Genomic DNA, 17000 nt, shown 5'->3' on the forward strand with positions numbered 1-17000 from the left:
CCGCTACCCTCGGTTCGACTTCCCTATCCACGACCGTAACAGTGAGTCACGGTCTGCACTGAATCAGGACGATGAACGACTATTCTCTGAAACTGGCCAACTACTGGCGCACCTCGCTGGCCGACGCCGAAAACGGCAATGGCGCGTTATCCCCCAACCCTGTCAAAACCTACGCTGCCGTGCCCCTGGCCGCATTAGCCGCCGGTTGTTTGCCGGCTGAGGAAGTGGACAGCCTGTTCGCCGGCGAACCGGCACAACGGCTCCATGTGGATGTCACGCTGCGCCCGTTCGTGTACGCCTCGCGCCTGGAGCACCGCCAGGCGCGCAAAGGGTTGCCGGCCTTCATCACACCGATCATCTGCCGGGTGTCAGTCACCCGCGACGGGCTTATCTATCCGACCGGGCCGACGCTGGTGCCGCGCGACATCCTCGAACCCTTGGATCGCGACGCCTTCACCATCGGCGCGCAGCATGACCTGGATACGTTCCTGACCGCGCAGGACGCGCCGCAGTTCGAGCCGCCATCCGCCGGCGCGCAGGTGCAGCCCGAGCACTACCGCGAGCAATGGCTCACCTACCTGCGCTACTGCAAGACGATGTTCCAGACGGTCTGCAACGCCTGGAACGGCGCGGACGACGGGTTTGATCCGGTCAGCTATTGCTATGTGTTCAAAGAGCAGAAGGCCGACGGCTTCAGCCGCAATATCGTTGAACTGTACGATCACTTGCGCCTTGGCAAGCCGGATGTGCCGTTGTTCGAGCGCTTCGCGCAACGTGAGCGCATGCCCGATGAGCCGTGCCTTGCCGCCAACAGCCTGTTCGCCGGCCGAGGCGGGCACGCCGGTGACGAATACGCGCTGGCACCTGCCCAGCGCGACAGCCTCGCGCACCTGCTGGCGGGTGAGGCCGGGGATATTCTGGCGGTCAACGGGCCACCAGGGACCGGGAAGACAACGTTGCTGTTGTCGGTGGTCGCATCGCTTTGGGCCAAGGCCGCAGCCGAGGGCGGCGAGCCGCCGGTGATTGTCGCCAGTTCGACGAACAATCAGGCGGTCACCAATATCATCAAGGCATTTGGTAAGGATTTTTCGGCAGGCACCGGCCCCTTTGCGGGGCGCTGGCTTCCCGATATCAGCAGCTTTGGCGCCTACTTTCCCAAGTCCTCAGCCGAAGCCGAGATGGCTCGCACTTACCAGACCAAAAGCTTTTACCTGGAGCTGGAGACGCAGGCTTATGTCGATAAGGCGCAGCAGGCCTATCTGGCGCATGCCGCCATCGCCTTTCCCGGGCAGGCGCCCACGCTCAAGAGCACCGTAGACAACCTTCAGGCGCAGATTCACCTACGTCTGCAGCACTTGAGCGATATCGAAAACGGATGGGCAAGATTGAGCGCGGCGCGTGAGGCCCTGAAGGCCTTGCTCGGCGATAACCCCTACACGGCAATCGCCGGGCTTGAAGGCCAGTGCCGGGTGCAGTCCGATCAGTTGGCAAGCGCCAAGGCACGCCTGAAAGACTTCCGGCACTACCTGGCCCATGAGTCGCTGATTTATACGCTGTTTGGCTGGTTTGGCCCGATTGCCGCCAAGCGCCTGCGCTTGGCCAAACTGCACATTGATGACGCTGATGCACATCTGCAGAGTGCCAGCGATGTGCATGAAATCGAGCGCCGGTTAACCGATACCGTGGCGCATTGTGCGCAAAGCCTGAAAATCCTCGAAACCCGGCGTGAGCATGTGGGGCAGTTGCTGCGAGGCGAACAGCGCGAGTTGTTGAACTGGCAGGCGGTGATTGGCCGGTTGCCCCATGCTGTCGGCAAGCCCGCCGCCGAGGTGACGCTGGACGACTGCGACAGCTGGGCGGACACCTCGTTGCGCTTCGAGATTTTCCTGCTGACCACCCATTACTGGGAGGGACGCTGGCTGTTGGAAGTGGCCGATGAATTGCCGCTGATTCTGAAAAACCGCAAGAAAAACGGCCGCAAGACCCTGGAGAAAAACTGGCGGCGCTGGATGAAGCTCACGCCTTGCGTGGTTGCCACTTTCTACCGGTTGCCGGCGGAGCTGTGGTGCAGCCGCCATGACGGCAATGGTTATGTCGATGATTACGCGCTGAACTTCATCGACCTGCTGATCGTAGACGAAGCGGGGCAGGTGCTGCCCGAGGTGGCGGCGCCGTCTTTTGCCTTGGCCCGGCAGGCGTTGGTGATTGGCGACACTCAGCAAATCGAACCCATCTGGTCGGTGCCGCCGTCGGTGGATATCGGCAATCTGCTCGCCGCCGGCCTGCTGTCGCGCAGCCGCGTGGACGACGAATACGAGGCCTTCTGTGACAGCGGACGCAGCGCCGCCAGTGGCAGCGTCATGGCCATTGCGCAGTCCACCAGCCGCTATCACTACGACCGCGACCTGGCACGTGGCCTATACCTGTATGAACACCGCCGCTGCTATGACTCCATCATCGATTACTGCAATGCGCTCTGCTACAAAGGCAAATTGCAACCGCGGCGCGGCGCTAAACCGCAGGGTGGCTTGCCGGGGCTGGGGTACCTGCACATCGACGGCCTGTGCCAGCAGAAGCAGGGCGGCAGCCGGCATAACCTGCTCGAAGCACAGACCATCGCTGCCTGGATCAAGGCCAATGAACAGCAGCTGACTCAGCGCTACGACAAGGAGCTCTGGGAAATCCTCGGGGTGATAACCCCCTTTGGCGCTCAGACGCAGGCGATTGCCGAGGCGTGCACTGCATTGGGCATTCGTACCGGCAAAGGCGACGGCGAAATGACGGTTGGCACCGTGCACTCCTTCCAGGGCGCCGAACGACCGGTGGTGATTTTTTCCGCGGTGTACTCCAAACATGCCGACGGCGCCTTTATCGACCGCCGCGACAGCCTGTTGAACGTGGCGGTATCCCGTGCCAAAGACAGTTTTCTGGTGTTCGGCGACATGGACCTGTTCAGCCAGATCCCCATCAGCAAACCACGGGGGCGGCTGGCGCACTACTTGTTGAACAGCTCGGAGAATGCGCTGGCGTTCGATTTCCAACCGCGGGCGGACCTGCTGACGGCGCGCACCGGCTTGAGCCATCTGCATGAGTTTGCCGAACACGATCAGTTTCTGTTGCAGACGCTGGAAACGGCGCAGCAGCAGGTGCAGATCGTGACGCCGTGGGTGCGGCTGCACCGGATGCGCGAGAGTGGCGCCCTCCAGGCCATGTGCGGCACGGTGCAACGCGGGGTGCCGGTAACGGTGTACACCGACTTGCGCTTCAACACCGCCTTTGGCCAAGGCAAGTCTGACGGTGACCCAAGCAAAATCGCCGAGTTCAAGGAGGCCCTTGCCACCCTGAAACACCACGACGTGCAGGTGCGCGTGGTCAACAAAGTGCACAGCAAACTGGTGATGGCCGATGAGGAGCTTTTATGTGTGGGCTCGTTCAATTGGCTGAGCGCGGCGCGCTCGGGCGATTATGTGCACCATGAAACGTCCATGGTCTACCGCGGGCCGGACGTCAGCAGCGAGTTGGCAATCAACCGAACAAGCCTGGCGCAACGCCTGAGCTCGCACAAACTGTAACGAGCCGCAACGCCGCACCACACCGCTATGCCAGACAGCCACGCGCTGCTGGCATAGCCATACCGATCAGCAGCCCGCACGCAAAACCCTGAGACTTCCCGGCGAAAATCTTCATAATGGCGGCCATTTTGTTTAGCTCGTTATTCTGGTGTGCCCGCATGGAAATTAAGGTCAACTTTCTCGACAACCTTCGACTTGAAGCCAAGTTCGATGATTTCACGGTGATTGCCGACCAGCCGATTCGCTACAAGGGCGACGGTTCGGCGCCGGGGCCATTCGATTACTTCCTGGCTTCGTCGGCGTTGTGTGCGGCGTACTTTGTGAAGTTGTACTGCGCCACGCGCAATATTCCCACCGAGCATATTCGCCTGTCGCAGAACAACATCGTCGACCCGGAAAACCGCTACAACCAGATCTTCAAGATCCAGGTCGAGCTGCCAGCGGACATCTCCGACAAGGACCGCCAGGGCATCCTGCGCTCCATCGATCGCTGCACCGTGAAAAAAGTCGTGCAGGCCGGGCCGGAATTCTTGATCGAGGAAGTCGACAACCTCGACGCCGATGCGCAGGCGTTGTTGATGCCCAACTCGACGTCGGAGGCGGGCACCTACATCGCCGGCAAGGACCTGCCGCTGGAGCAGACGATCGCCAACATGTCGGCGATCCTGGCGCGCCTGGGCATGAAGATCGAAATCGCCTCGTGGCGCAATATCGTGCCCAACGTCTGGTCGCTGCATATCCGCGATGCCCACTCGCCGATGTGCTTTACCAACGGCAAGGGCGCCACCAAGGAAGGCGCGCTGGCGTCGGCACTGGGCGAATTCATCGAGCGGCTCAACTGCAACTTCTTCTACAACGACCAGTTCTGGGGTGAAGAACTGGCCAATGCAGCGTTTGTGCACTATCCGGATGAGCGCTGGTTCCAGCCCGGCCCGAACGACGAGTTGCCCAGCGAAATCCTCGATGCCTACTGCCTGAAAGTCTACAACCGCGACGGCGAGCTGCGCGGTTCGCACCTGTTCGACACCAACTCCGGTAACGAAGCGCGGGGTATTGTCTCGCTGCCGTTTGTACGCCAGTCCGATGGTGAGGTGGTGTATTTCCCCTCCAACCTGATCGAAAACCTTTACCTGAGCAACGGCATGAGCGCGGGCAACACCTTGGCCGAAGCCCAGGTGCAGTGCCTGTCGGAGATCTTCGAACGAGCGGTGAAGCGCGAAATCATCGAAGGCGAATTCGCGCTGCCGGATGTCCCGGCCGAGGTCCTGGCCAGATACCCCGGCATCCTGGCGGGCATCGAAGGCCTGGAAGCCCAGGGCTTCCCGGTGCTGGTCAAGGACGCGTCCCTGGGCGGTGAGTTCCCGGTGATGTGCGTGACCCTGATGAACCCGCGCACCGGCGGAGTATTCGCCTCGTTCGGCGCGCACCCGAGCATGGAAGTGGCGCTGGAGCGCAGCCTCACCGAACTGCTGCAAGGCCGCAGCTTCGAAGGCTTGAACGACTTGCCGCAGCCGACTTTCGAAGCCCAGGCGGTCACCGAGCCGAACAACTTCGTCGAGCACTTTATCGACTCCAGTGGTGTGGTGTCGTGGCGCTTCTTCAGCGCCCAGTCCGATTACGAATTCGTCGAATGGGATTTCTCCGGCGCTGGCGAAGACTCCAATGCCCAGGAAGCCGCGACGCTGTTCGGTATTCTGGAAGGCATGGGCAAAGAGTCCTACATGGCGGTGTACGAACACCTGGGCGCCACCGCCTGCCGCATCCTGGTGCCGGACTACTCGGAAATCTACCCGGTGGATGACCTGATCTGGGACAACACCAACAAGGCGCTGTTTTTCCGCGAAGACATCCTCAACCTGCACCGCCTGGATGAGGCGCAGTTGCACGCGTTGGTCGAGCGCCTGATTGAAAGTGAGCTGGACGACTACACCGACATCACCACGCTGATCGGCATCGAATTCGACGACAACACCGCCTGGGGCCAACTGACCATCCTGGAGTTGAAGCTGTTGATCTTCCTCGCGTTGCAGCAGCACGAGGAAGCCAAGGAATGCGTGGAGATGTTCCTGCAGTACAACGACAACACCGTCGAGCGCGGGCTGTTCTACCAGGCGGTGAACGCGGTGCTGGAGATGGAACTGGACGAAGACCTGGAGCTGGCCGACTACGAGGCCAACTTTAGGCGCATGTTTGGTCACGAGCGCATGGATGCCGTGATCGGCTCGGTCAACGGCAGCGTGCGGTTTCATGGGCTGACGCCGACCAGTATGAAGCTCGAAGGGCTGGACCGGCATTTGCGCTTGATCGAGAGCTACAAGAAGCTGCACGCCGCGCGGGCCAACATCATCCAGGCCTGATTTTGCACAATGAATGTGGGAGGGGGCTTGCTCCCGATGGCGGTGGGTCAGCTGCCAATAAGCTGACTGATGCACCGCCATCGGGAGCAAGCCCCCTCCCACATTTGGTTCTCTGGTGTCTGGATGGTTTATATGTGAGCCAAGGCCTGAGCCAGGTCCGCGCGCAAGTCTTCTACATCCTCAACCCCCACCGACAACCGCACCAACCCGTCACCAATCCCCAACTGCGCGCGTGTCGCCGCCGGGATGCTTGCGTGGGTCATGATCGCCGGGTGTTCGATCAGGCTCTCCACGCCGCCCAAACTCTCGGCCAGGGCGAACACCTTCACGTTTTCCAGAAAGCGCCTGGCGCCCGCCAGGTCGGCATTCAAATCCACTGAAATCATCCCGCCAAACCCGCGCATCTGCCGCGTGGCCAGTTCGTGCTGCGGGTGAGATTTCAAGCCGGGATAATGCACCCGTGACACCTGCGGTTGCTGTTCCAGCCAGGTCGCCAGTTCCAGCGCGTTGCGGCAATGGCGCTCCATGCGCAGGGCCAGGGTTTTGACGCCGCGCAGGGTCAGGAACGCGTCGAAAGGCCCGGCGATGGCGCCCACCGAGTTTTGCAAAAAGCCCAGGCGCTCAGCCAGCTCGGGGTTGTCGCCAACGATGGCGATGCCGCCGATCACGTCCGAGTGGCCGTTCAGGTACTTGGTGGAGGAGTGCACCACAATATCGAAACCCAGCTCCAGCGGGCGCTGGATCCATGGGCTGGCGAACGTGTTGTCAGCCACGCAGAGGATGCCGCGGGCGCGGCAGAGGCGGGCGATGGCGTTGAGGTCGGTCAGGCTCAGCAACGGGTTGCTGGGCGTTTCGACCCAGACCATGCGCGTGTCGTCCCGCAGTGACGCTTCAAATGCCGACAGATCACTCAGGTCGACATAGCTGAACCGGTGCCCGGCGCTGCGCTGACGCACCTTGTCGAACAGACGAAAGGTGCCGCCATACAGGTCATTGCCGGAAACGACGTGTGCACCGGCATCCAGCAGCTCAAGCACCGTAGATATCGCCGCCAGCCCCGAGGCAAACGCAAAGGCCTGCGTGCCGCCTTCCAAGTCGGCAACGCAGCGCTCCAGCGCAAAGCGCGTCGGGTTATGCGAGCGGCCATAGTCTAACCCTTTGTGCACGCCTGGGCTGTCTTGCAGGTAGGTGGAGTTGGCGTAGATCGGCGGCATCAGCGCGCCCGTGGTCGGGTCGGGGGATTGACCGGCATGGATCACACGGGTGGCAAACGCGCTTTTATCGGGCTGGCTCATGCAAGGGATCTCCGTAGGTGGTTAAGCAGGTCGACGCGGGTGATCAGGCCGTGGAAGCCGGAGGCGTCGGCAATGATGGCGACCAGGCCGCGATCTAGCTCCGCCTGCAGTTCGGCGAGGCTGGCGCTGGGGGCCAGGGTGTGAAGGGTGCGGGTCATGGCGCTGGCCACGCTCATGGAGAAATGCGCGGCGTCCTGGTGCAGGCCCAGCAGCAGGTCGGACTCATCGATAACCCCCGCCAGTTGCGTGCCGTCCACCAGCACCGGCAGCTGCGACACATCCGCCAGGCGCATGCGCTGGAAGGCGGTGAGCAGGGTGTCATCGGGGCTTACGCTGATCACCCGGCCATCTTCGAAGCGGCGGGCGATCAGGTCGCGCAGGTCGCCGTAGTGCTTGTATTGCAACAGGCCGGCATCGTTCATCCATTGGTCGTTGTAGACCTTGGACAGGTAGCGCGTGCCGGTGTCGCACACGAATGTCACCACGCGCTTGGGCTCGGTTTGCTCGCGGCAATAGCGCAACGCGGCGGCGAGCAGGGTGCCGGTGGACGAGCCACCAAGAATGCCTTCGGCCTTGAGCAGTTGGCGGGCGTGGTCGAAGCTTTCTTCATCGCTGATGGAATAGGCGTGACGCACGCTGGACAGGTCGGCAATCGACGGAATGAAGTCCTCGCCGATGCCCTCCACCGCCCAGGCGCCAGGGGTTGGCAACTGGCCGCTGCGGCTGTATTCGGCCATCACCGAACCCACCGGGTCGGCCAGCACCATCGCCAGTTCGGGCTGCACGCGCTTGAAGAAACGCGTCAGCCCGGTGAGGGTGCCGGCCGAGCCGACGCCCACCACAATCGCGTCCACATCATGCTGGGTTTGTGCCCAGATCTCCGGCGCGGTGCTGGTTTCATGGGCCAGAGGGTTAGCCGGGTTGTTGAACTGGTCGGCAAAGAACGAACCCGGGATGCCCTTGGTCAGGCGCGCGGCCACGTCCTGGTAGTACTCGGGGTGGCCCTTGCCCACATCGGAGCGCGTGATATGCACCTCGGCGCCCATGGCCTTGAGGTGCAGGACTTTTTCCGTAGACATCTTGTCGGGCACCACCAGCACCACCCGGTAGCCTTTGGCGCGACCGACCAGCGCCAGGCCCAGGCCGGTATTGCCGGCGGTGGCCTCGATAATCGTGCCACCGGGGCGCAACCGACCGTCGCGCTCAGCGGCGTCGATCATGGCCAGGCCGATGCGGTCCTTGATCGAACCTCCTGGGTTTTGCGATTCAAGCTTGAGAAACAGCGTGCAAGGGCCGGTATCGAAACGGCTGACCTTGACCAGCGGCGTGTTACCGATCAGTTCAAGTACGGCGGGGTGGGATAGGTTGGGCATGTCGTCACCTGGTTACGGGATGGGCGTAGGGTGGGGGGACAGCAGAACGCAAAGCATGGCTAGAAACATAGGCCGGTCCCGCGTGGGGTGCAACCGGGTGGTCCGATGCGTGACTTTTTTTGGCGCATGGGGGGTGGGCTGTAGGGTTGGCATTTGCGTTGCCTGGCCTGGCGCCTTCGCGGCCTCGCTGGGGCTCGTGCGCTCCTACAGAGGTTATCGGTGTTGTCTGGCTTGGTTCGCAAGTCGAGCACAGCACCCGCAGGCAACGCAGATCAAATGTGGGAGTTGTCGAGCCCCAGCGAGGCTACGAAGGCGGCGGCACTGCTGGCCTGTGTGCCCCTGACCCACCGCGATCGCGGCCTCGCTGAAGTTTAGACGACCGCTACGCCAGGGCGCTGTTGGCGCGGGCACCGGCACGCCGCGAGCGCCAGCCCAGCCCCAGTACCATCAGCAAACCCAGGCCCGCCATCAGCGCGCCCGCCAGGGAAATCGCCGGGTAACCCAGCCCGGCATTGATCACCGCGCCCCCCAACGCCGCCCCAATTGCATTGCCAAAATTGAACGCCCCGATGTTCATCGCCGAGGCCAGGTTAGGCGCATCTTTTGCCGCTTCCATCACGCGCATCTGCAACGGCGGCACCAAGGCAAAGCTGGCGGCGCCCCACAACAGGATCGACAAGGCAGCGGGCAGCGGCCATTGCATCAGCACCGAAAACGCCAGCAGCACGGCTATCAACACCACCAGCGAAATCACCAACGTGCGGTCCACCGAACGGTCCGCAGACTTGCCACCCCACACATTGCCCAGGGTCAGCCCGATACCGAACAGCACCAGCATTCCCGTGACAAAGTTGGTCGACGCGTGGGTGACATCGCGCAAGATCGGCGCGATATAAGTGAACACCGTGAACATCGCACTGGAACCCACCACCGTCAGCGCCAACGCGGCCAACACCGGCCCGCGCCCCAGTACGCGAATCTCCGCCATCAGGCTGCCGCCTTTCGGCGCGGGTGCCTTCGGCAGCGCCCACCACAGCGCCGCCATCACCACCGCGCCCAGCCCGCTAATGCCCCAGAACGCCGTGCGCCAACCAAAGTTCTCGCCAAACCAGGTGGCCAGGGGCACGCCACCAATGGTCGCCAGGGTCAGCCCCAGAAACATCGCCGCCACAGCCCCCGCGCGCTTCTCCGGCGCGACCACACTCGCGGCCACAATCGAACCAATGCCAAAAAACGCGCCGTGGTTCAGTGAGGTCACCAGCCTGGCAATCATCAAGGTCTGGTAGTTGGTCGCCAGCGCCGAGAGCAGATTACCCAAGGTGAAAATCGCCATCAGCCCGATCAGCAAATGACGGCGGGGCACCCTGGCCGTCGCGAGCGTCATGATCGGCGCGCCAATCAGCACGCCCATGGCATAGGCGCTCACCAACAGCCCCGCAGCGGGAATGGATACGCCAAGATCGGCGGCAATACCGGGCAACATGCCCATGGGTGCAAACTCCGTGACCCCGATGCCAAAGGCACCGATGGACAAGGCTACAAGGGGTGGATTGATACGCATGGTTGACTCCTCATCTGTGTGCCAAATGCTACAATCCGGCCTTTTCAAGCAGTAGCCCCTGGTTGGGAACTACACCTTTGCGCAAGAGGCACAAATGGACATAGGCGGGCGGTCGGGAGAGATGGAAGTGTTCGTCAGGGTCGCCGAACACGGCAGCCTGTCGGGCGCCGCGCGTGCCCTGGGGCTGACGCCATCGTCCATCAGCCGCATCATCACCCGCACCGAGCGGCGCATCGGCACCCGGCTACTGCTGCGCACCACCCGCGCCATCACCTTCACCGCCGAAGGCGAAGCCTACCTGCGGGGCGCACGGCGCATCCTGGCGGACATGGCCGAAGTCGAAGACGCCATCACCGACCAGGGCGCCCCCCGCGGTCGCCTCCGAGTCAGCGCAGCCCTGGCCCACGGCCGCCTCACCATCGTGCCGCTGATCGCCGCCTTCAGCGCCCGCTATCCGGCCATCCTGGTCGACCTGATGCTGGGCGACGAAGTGGTCGACATCCTCGGCGGCCAAGCCGACGTGGCCATCCGCTTCGGCCACTTGGCCGACAGCCCCCTGACCGCGCGCCACATCGGCTCCACCGGCCAGGTCATCGTCGCCTCACCCGACTACCTCGCCCGGCATGGCACGCCGGTGACGCCGCAGGATTTATTTGAGCACAACTGTTTGCGCTTCAACTTCCGCAGGGCGGCGCCGGATTGGCCGTTTCGGGTGGATGGGCGGGATTTTTCGTTGAAAGTGACGGGGACGATTGAGGGGAACAGCGGCGAGGCGTTGGCGCAGTTGGCGAAGCTGGGCGCGGGGATAGCGCGGGTAGGGGCGTTTAGCGTGGCGCAGGATCTGGAACGGGGGGAGTTGGTGCCGTTGCTGGAGGCGTATAACCCGGGGGATGTGGAGCCGATTCATGCGGTGTTTGTGGGTGGGGCGGCGATGCCGGCGCGGGTTAGGGCGTTTGTGGACTTTTTGGTGGGGGGCATTGGGTGTGAGGGGAGATTCACTGGTTGGTTTCGGCCAATAGCTGCCTATCGGAACCGGCTGAAATAGCCCCAGAGCGGTCATCTCCGCGTTCCAGTATTATCATGCCGATCTTCGGACTGTTTATTGGTAGGTTGATCCATGGCCAGAAGCGTTAGGCTTCAAAAAGTCGTCGATGTCATCGGGCTTTATCTGAACCCGCCGGACAACGCCGTCGTGCTGTCAGTTGCATAAGCCATGATCAAACGAGCGAGTCATGTGCTCAGGGCCTTTTTGATGAGCTGGCATACCAGGCATACCAAAACTTTGCGACCACGTTCGTGCTCGTGGTGCCGGTTGAAACCGTTAACCACAACGCTCTGGACTACCTGATTACAGCTCGGTTTCGCTTCCATGATTGCAAGCTGAGGCTGATGGCCAAGTTTACAAGCTGCCAAAGCGGACGTTTGTTATGGGTGGACCAGTTTGATGAGAAACCGGCCCCCCAGACCATGGAGTGGCAGCAGGAGGTCGCTGCTTCGACCTGTCTGGCCGCCCGTCGGGTTTTACCGCTGACCTAAACAATCAATCCAGTATCAAAATCAGCGCGTCACGCTCGGAGGCTCGACTGCTCAGCATGTCAACCGCCCTTGACCATGCAGACTTCGCCAGCACAGCCCCTTGACCGGACCAATTCGGAACAATGGCGCCGAGAACTTCTTCGTGACGCGCATGATCGATGAAGAAATAATCGCGAGCTGAATTCAACTCCGTGGTCAGCTTGGCGCATTCATCGGGACCGAGAATACCTACGATATCAGTGAGGCCAGTGAATATCGCTTCCAAATCTTTTCTCTGCGCCATAGAAAACAAGATTGTTGCTGGCTTTCCACGAATAAGGTCAGTGATTCGCTCGTTACTCCACCCCGCATCCGTCAGTAGAGCCTTCAGAATCAAATGATACGGAAGCTCACCGCTTCGACCTAGCGAGAGTACTGGATGACAATGCCCAAGTAGGCATACCAGCAATTGCTTTGCCGGGCGATCACTCTCTTCCTCATCTGTAAGCCAAGAAGGGCTAAAACGCACTGCCTCTAAAGCCTCTGCCATCACATGGGACGGCTTTCTGCACGCCTCAGCTGATTTTTGGTGCAACCGAGCAATAACTTCATCTGGGGTTCCAGCGAGATCTTTTTTGAGGACATCGCTTGTGAATGAATAACAATAATGCAGAACAGCCATAAGACGCTCCTAAAAAAAGAAGAGGTGCTCACCAGACACCTCTTCTCAATTGACTGTAGTTCTAATCAGTCATCACAATATCAATTGCGCTCTGGCAGTACTAATTTGGCTGTGCCGGAGTGAGGCATTGAGAAGGACTGCCTCCGGTATAGCCGACGTTTACATCCGCCGCATTGTTTGCAATCACAAAGTTCGTGATTTCAGTCGGGACAGCCGGCGCGGGGTCCTTGGTAATGCTCCAATGCCCCGGCCCTCCGTGCTGAGGAGAGTAAACGCCAATATATCCGGCCATATCCTGGATCGGACCCTGGACGCCCTGATCGAACGGCGGGTTGACCCCAACGACAGTGAACCGGACCTTGCAAGGCTTTCCGGGCACAATGAAGTTTGCTGCTTCAAATGTGGACAGACCATCCTCGTCAATCCTCCATTGCGCATCTGCTACCTTCGCATAAGTGGCGTTTTTTCTATCGATCGCTCGGAACACGTTAACATCCGCAGTCGCCAGCGTGCTGAACAGCGAACCGGCACAAAACAGCACAATCAGATTTTTACTTTTCATCCATTCCTTAGTGCTTAAGTCGAGACACATCAGATCATCAGACATTCTAGAAATCTCCAAGTGATAAGGCCTCCGCTGGCTTGGATCGCAATGTCCCGCAATCACTACCGCGGCTGACCGTCGTTGCCGTCATTGGCAGCGACCATTTGAGATTCGCGAACTCCCCTGCATCTGGTAAGTAACGTTACAGATACACCGTGTAACAGCTCGGCTGTTACCCACTAAAAATAAGCGTAGCAATGGGTGAGTCGGTGGCTACGAGTCAGAGGTGCATTAATATTTTCATTACAGATAAACCACTAGATAATTTTCGTAAGACCACCCTAAAAAGACCTAATCTTAAACCACGCTAACTTGTTGAAAATAAGCAATTCCAATAGTAAATGAAATACTAAAGACGACTCTAAAATTACGCGGCAGACCGCCCATATGTGTTAACGCCAATGCAGAATTGACCCGCGAGCTGACGTGAGACTGACCCACCTTTAAATCAACACAAATCTAGCAAAGATAGTGGCTCGCGAGGAGTCTGACCGGGTCAGAGATATATCGGCAACTAGGGCAATTCGGCGTCGGCGCCAACACCCTGCTCTCCGTAGTTAAAAATCAGTCTATTGGAGCGTTTGTCAGCTTGAGCTAAGTCGTTGATAAACGTGTTTTCATAGGCTTCAGTCTGGCTCTCTCCAAAACCAGGACGTCACCGCAAATTCGTCCCACACTGAAAGAATTACTTGCCACTGCATTTGTTCCAGAATCGACCCATTTTTCTGACGCAGTAGCACGTTAGTGGCACAACCTGGGTAAGTATCGTTACCGTAGCGCTACTTCGGGTAGGGCCCACATTCGAAGGCGTTAAGGGATAAGTCAAAATGAATACTGGCCTGGTTCTGTTCATTGAAGGGTACTTCGAGGTAACGACTGATTTGAAAGGACGAACGCCCTTGTGTCGATGCGTTAGCATAGGACAGATACGGCGATACAGACTTGAGCACGCTGTTAGGCAATACGCTGCCGCTGCTGATATTGCTGCCGATCAGCGCCCATATGACGGCGGCCGGCTGCGAGATATAGCGAGATTGAAAGGGGTTGAGGGTGAAGCCATTGATCGGCGACGGTGAAGCAGGCTTTCCTGTGTCACTGTCATAGATAAATAACGCCTGTCCCGTGATCAGCGGTTTCGCGTTAGGAGGTGCGTCGTAGTAGATACCCACGCTGCCGTCCTTGCCTTTGCCGTTTCCGTTAATTTTATAACCGTTGAAGCTGTACGCGTTGCCATACAAGACAGGGCTGGACACCCCGATTTTAAAAGCCTGTGCGGAGCTGACGACACCGTGGGCAACATAAATGCTGGTCTCAGGTTCAATGACCACCACCATCGAGTCCGTGATAGGCGGCGGTAAATTAATAGCCACTACGCTGTTGTCTCCTTCAGACGAGGGGTCGGGTACAACGATGACAATGGACTGGTTAGTGGCATTCAAAAATTGCCGGGCTTCAATGTTCAGATAAAGCGTCAGCCGCAACGGCGCCGCGTGGCAAACCTGAGTCAACAGGCCTGTTATCCAGCAGGCACACAACAGTACGTACGGTCTGTATTCACCCACAGGCACCTCCTGCCAGATAGAAAAACACCCGTTTCCGCCAGGACGGACACGGGTGTAGTGCACCTATTTAAAATCCGGTCACTTGGCCGAGTTGACGATGGTGCCAATGGTCGAGCCGGAACTTACGGGGGAAACCGAAGGTTTACCTTTCAGGTTGGTAATGGCAAAGGTGCTGGGCAGCACTTGCATGTCATATTTGCCCACGCTCGCGGAGAACGAGAAGGTGCACCCAGGCGCCGAAACGCTGGCTTGGACATTACCTGACTCCAGGCTCTGTTGCGCTGCAACCAGCAAAATGGTTTCCAGCGGCTTCATCATGATTGAACCCTGTGGATTCAAGGTGAATGCGCAGAACGGCAAGTACTGTTCGCCTCCTGAAGGGGTGGTGACAAGGCCGGCAAGGCCCACGGTCAGCGGTGGCGTACCCGCAGGCCGATTATTGAACAGACCCAGGCTATCAGCGGGAACATTGCTGACCCCGCCTGAAACGAAGGTGCCGTCAGAGTTGAATGTTTGCGCAATGCCAAGTTCGAGGGGCCGGGACAGGGATTTCATGAGAATCGTTGTATTGGCAGCGATATCGGCCTGGGTGCTGACGTACAACTTGTATTTAGGTTTGTAATAAATGTCGACGATGCCGAACTGGTCGCCGTAAGGGACCGAAAACCAGGTCGGTACGCCAGTGGTTAGCTGGTTGGGGCCAACGGCGCCTTTATAAGCCAGCAGATTATAACCCTGCGCCTGTAAAGCCGCGAGTACGGCCTGTTGCTCGGAATTTTCAAAGTTGAACTCAATAGTGTACGTAGTCATTTTTTCACCTGTTAATCCCTAACACATTAAAGTTTGTCAGTCGTTCATTCCGCGCGACTGGCTATTTGAATCGCCGGGAGGCTAATCAGTGGTTAGCGCATTCCAGTGGTTCGAGGGGGAGCGTATGAATAACGCGATTTTTTTATAAGTATCGTTACAGTAACACCGTGCCGCTGTTGTGGGCTGAGTGCTTCGAAAGAATACTCACGTGCATTGCCAGGAAGCCTTGTAGTGCATAACAAATAGACGACGCCAGTTCTTGTTGATGTGCAATGGCCGTATACGCCGCGCGATTGAACTGTTCCGACCACGCCACATAGCCTGTTGTTACATCAATCAGGCGTACTGACGTTCTGATCCGATCCGCGTCCACGTGGACACTGCCTTCCAGGCGGTGACCGATGCCGTTGCAGGGCACACTGTCGAGTGATTGCGCAGGGTGAATGCCTGCACAAGTAGCTGCGGGCTCGACGATGATTTTCCTGTCGAGCTTTTTGTACAGGTGGTGGGTCAATTCCTCATGCAGCCCTTCGGTAAAGCATTCCCACCTCGTTTGGGAAGACAGGCATTTGAACGGGCAGATACACAACGCATGGCTGGGCGCAACCTCGGTGGCGTTTGCTGACTGGCGCTGGAAGGTGGGCATGTAGCAACCCAGGGGAATCACGATCCTGACCTTGGCGTTACGCCCGAATGTTGCGTAGTAATTCCTCAGCTTTGCCCGCAAGCGCCCCACCTGTACCCGAACGACCGGGTCTTCGCCCGTGCTGTACGAACATGGGTCGCGGTCAAATACGCTGATGCCGATGGCGTATTCGCTGGTGTCGCGCACCGACTCGACGATGGCCTGTTCAACAAGATAGTTGAGCAGGCGACTCATGCGCGGAGAGTGTTTGAACATGTCGCTGGATAATAAAACGTCTCTGGCGGATTTAACGTCAATGAGTTCTATAAGGTCGCGACCAAAATAGCGGATGTCGTTGTCAGTCATAGCATTACTTCCCCTGCGTCCGTTCATAGAAAAAGTTTGCGCATGCCGAATGACTGAGTTTGATACTTATTTGGGCAGCCGTGCATTCGCCAAGTAGCATGGTCTATAACTGCTGCCCATTGTTTTCGAATCAAAACTCTATTCTTAATTTTGTATTCGCAAACGTTTTCAACTTGCTCGGGGAGTCTAGCGTCTAATCGACTGACGACTAAGTATCGTTACCGTAGCGCAGGGCTACCGCGAGGGGCTTGTAGACGGCTGCCCGAGCGGGCAACCGAGGGCTCATGAGAGTTAGAAGTACCTCCTTGTACGCTCATTCAGATCCTGCACAGACAGGGTGCCAGCGTTGTCCCTCAACGAGCTATAGAGGTCAGGGCTGTTGATCTGGTCTAAGCGTTCGGCTTGAAGCAGGCGCTAGAACGATAACTGGTTGTGCCGTTGTGATCGTACGTACTTAGTCGAAAGGTTTCTGAACGTCCGCAACGGGTCGATTCTGTTGAAAAAGTCGGCTTCGAATTCCGCGCGAGAAAAGTACGGGCCTGAGATTGAAATCTGAATTTTTGGCAGACAGTTCAGGACTCGGATTTCACGTAGCCGCGTGCAACTGAGGTGTTTTCGTCCATCCTCAAGGATTCCAATGAGCCCCTCCTTCGACTTCATCAACAGTTCTTCTTGCTC

Annotated in this window: 11 protein-coding genes; 3 read left to right on the forward strand and 8 right to left on the reverse strand. The window is 58.8% G+C overall.

Features of this window, described 5'->3' with window-relative positions; translation table 11 throughout:
* Window positions 1–71 precede the first annotated feature (71 nt).
* On the forward strand, window positions 72–3572 hold the full coding sequence (locus QF045_RS15165; protein ID WP_306492912.1) for an AAA domain-containing protein: 3501 nt from the start codon (window positions 72–74) through the stop codon (window positions 3570–3572).
* Between the two features lie 158 nt (window positions 3573–3730).
* The gene (locus QF045_RS15170) at window positions 3731–5929 is read left to right on the forward strand and encodes an OsmC domain/YcaO domain-containing protein (RefSeq protein WP_306492913.1); all 2199 of its coding nucleotides are present in this window, start codon (window positions 3731–3733) and stop codon (window positions 5927–5929) included.
* A 128-nt stretch (window positions 5930–6057) separates the two neighbouring features.
* Here QF045_RS15170 and QF045_RS15175 read toward each other — a convergent pair whose 3' ends face one another.
* From QF045_RS15175 to QF045_RS15185, 3 genes are all read right to left on the reverse strand, one after another.
* Window positions 6058–7224 (reverse strand): cystathionine gamma-synthase, encoded by a 1167-nt coding sequence (locus QF045_RS15175; RefSeq protein WP_306492914.1) that lies wholly within the window; start codon window positions 7222–7224, stop codon window positions 6058–6060.
* Complete coding sequence (locus QF045_RS15180; protein WP_306492915.1) at window positions 7221–8597, reverse strand: cystathionine beta-synthase; 1377 nt, start codon at window positions 8595–8597, stop codon at window positions 7221–7223. Before QF045_RS15180 ends, QF045_RS15175 begins: the two co-directional genes overlap by 4 nt.
* A gap of 382 nt (window positions 8598–8979) precedes the next feature.
* The gene (locus tag QF045_RS15185; protein WP_306492916.1) at window positions 8980–10158 is read right to left on the reverse strand and encodes an MFS transporter; all 1179 of its coding nucleotides are present in this window, start codon (window positions 10156–10158) and stop codon (window positions 8980–8982) included.
* Window positions 10159–10252: 94 nt separating this feature from the next.
* Here QF045_RS15185 and QF045_RS15190 point away from each other — a divergent pair, with 94 nt between their 5' ends.
* Entirely contained in the window at window positions 10253–11203 is a 951-nt protein-coding gene (locus QF045_RS15190) for a LysR family transcriptional regulator (protein WP_306492917.1), read from the forward strand.
* Window positions 11204–11698: 495 nt separating this feature from the next.
* Here QF045_RS15190 and QF045_RS15195 read toward each other — a convergent pair whose 3' ends face one another.
* The 5 genes from QF045_RS15195 to QF045_RS15215 all read right to left on the reverse strand — a co-directional run bounded on the left by QF045_RS15195 (window position 11699) and on the right by QF045_RS15215 (window position 16322).
* Window positions 11699–12355 carry a hypothetical protein gene (locus tag QF045_RS15195; protein WP_306492918.1) on the reverse strand — a complete coding sequence of 219 codons (657 nt, stop codon included), beginning with the start codon at window positions 12353–12355 and terminating at the stop codon, window positions 11699–11701.
* Between the two features lie 100 nt (window positions 12356–12455).
* Window positions 12456–12962, reverse strand: a complete 507-nt coding sequence (locus tag QF045_RS15200) for a hypothetical protein (protein ID WP_306492919.1) — start codon at window positions 12960–12962, stop codon at window positions 12456–12458.
* A gap of 776 nt (window positions 12963–13738) precedes the next feature.
* Window positions 13739–14521: a hypothetical protein gene (locus tag QF045_RS15205; protein ID WP_306492920.1), complete on the reverse strand. Its 783-nt coding sequence runs from the start codon at window positions 14519–14521 to the stop codon at window positions 13739–13741.
* A 78-nt stretch (window positions 14522–14599) separates the two neighbouring features.
* Window positions 14600–15331, reverse strand: coding sequence for a hypothetical protein (locus QF045_RS15210; RefSeq protein ID WP_046382164.1), 732 nt, complete (start codon window positions 15329–15331; stop codon window positions 14600–14602).
* A gap of 154 nt (window positions 15332–15485) precedes the next feature.
* Window positions 15486–16322, reverse strand: a complete 837-nt coding sequence (locus QF045_RS15215; RefSeq protein WP_306492921.1) for a hypothetical protein — start codon at window positions 16320–16322, stop codon at window positions 15486–15488.
* Window positions 16323–17000 lie beyond the last annotated feature (678 nt).

Origin of the sequence: Pseudomonas sp. W4I3 (assembly GCF_030816195.1) — a bacterium.
Lineage (GTDB): Bacteria > Pseudomonadota > Gammaproteobacteria > Pseudomonadales > Pseudomonadaceae > Aquipseudomonas.

Coding starts and splice junctions, on each gene's coding strand:
- QF045_RS15165 (WP_306492912.1), top strand. CDS start 72: ATGAACGACTATTCTCTGAAACTGGCCAACTACTGGCGCACCTCGCTG.
- QF045_RS15170 (WP_306492913.1), top strand. CDS start 3,731: ATGGAAATTAAGGTCAACTTTCTCGACAACCTTCGACTTGAAGCCAAG.
- QF045_RS15175 (WP_306492914.1), bottom strand. CDS start 7,224: ATGAGCCAGCCCGATAAAAGCGCGTTTGCCACCCGTGTGATCCATGCC.
- QF045_RS15180 (WP_306492915.1), bottom strand. CDS start 8,597: ATGCCCAACCTATCCCACCCCGCCGTACTTGAACTGATCGGTAACACG.
- QF045_RS15185 (WP_306492916.1), bottom strand. CDS start 10,158: ATGCGTATCAATCCACCCCTTGTAGCCTTGTCCATCGGTGCCTTTGGC.
- QF045_RS15190 (WP_306492917.1), top strand. CDS start 10,253: ATGGACATAGGCGGGCGGTCGGGAGAGATGGAAGTGTTCGTCAGGGTC.
- QF045_RS15195 (WP_306492918.1), bottom strand. CDS start 12,355: ATGGCTGTTCTGCATTATTGTTATTCATTCACAAGCGATGTCCTCAAA.
- QF045_RS15200 (WP_306492919.1), bottom strand. CDS start 12,962: ATGTCTGATGATCTGATGTGTCTCGACTTAAGCACTAAGGAATGGATG.
- QF045_RS15210 (WP_046382164.1), bottom strand. CDS start 15,331: ATGACTACGTACACTATTGAGTTCAACTTTGAAAATTCCGAGCAACAG.
- QF045_RS15215 (WP_306492921.1), bottom strand. CDS start 16,322: ATGACTGACAACGACATCCGCTATTTTGGTCGCGACCTTATAGAACTC.